Genomic DNA, 222 nt, shown 5'->3' on the forward strand with positions numbered 1-222 from the left:
AGCGTGTAGGTCAGCACATCGCCCACCGACACTTCGGTCTTGCCCGCAGGCAATACCACCGACTTGCTGTAGGTCACTGCGGGTGCAGCCACCGGCGTGGTGGTCGTGCAACTCGTGCCACAGCTCGGGTTGTCGGTACCGCTGCCCAGCACCGCATTGGTCACGCTGCCGGTGGCCGCGTTGGTCACCGTGGCGGTGTAGCTCACTGCATAGGTGCCCGGC

1 protein-coding gene is annotated in these 222 nt (G+C 65.8%); it reads right to left on the reverse strand.

Translation table 11 applies throughout. From position 1 onward, the window contains the following. On the reverse strand, positions 1-222 hold a 222-nt coding region (locus tag ACVOMF_RS20925; protein WP_481510982.1), incomplete at both ends, for a hypothetical protein.

Source organism: Stenotrophomonas sp. STEN022 (genome assembly GCF_056760155.1).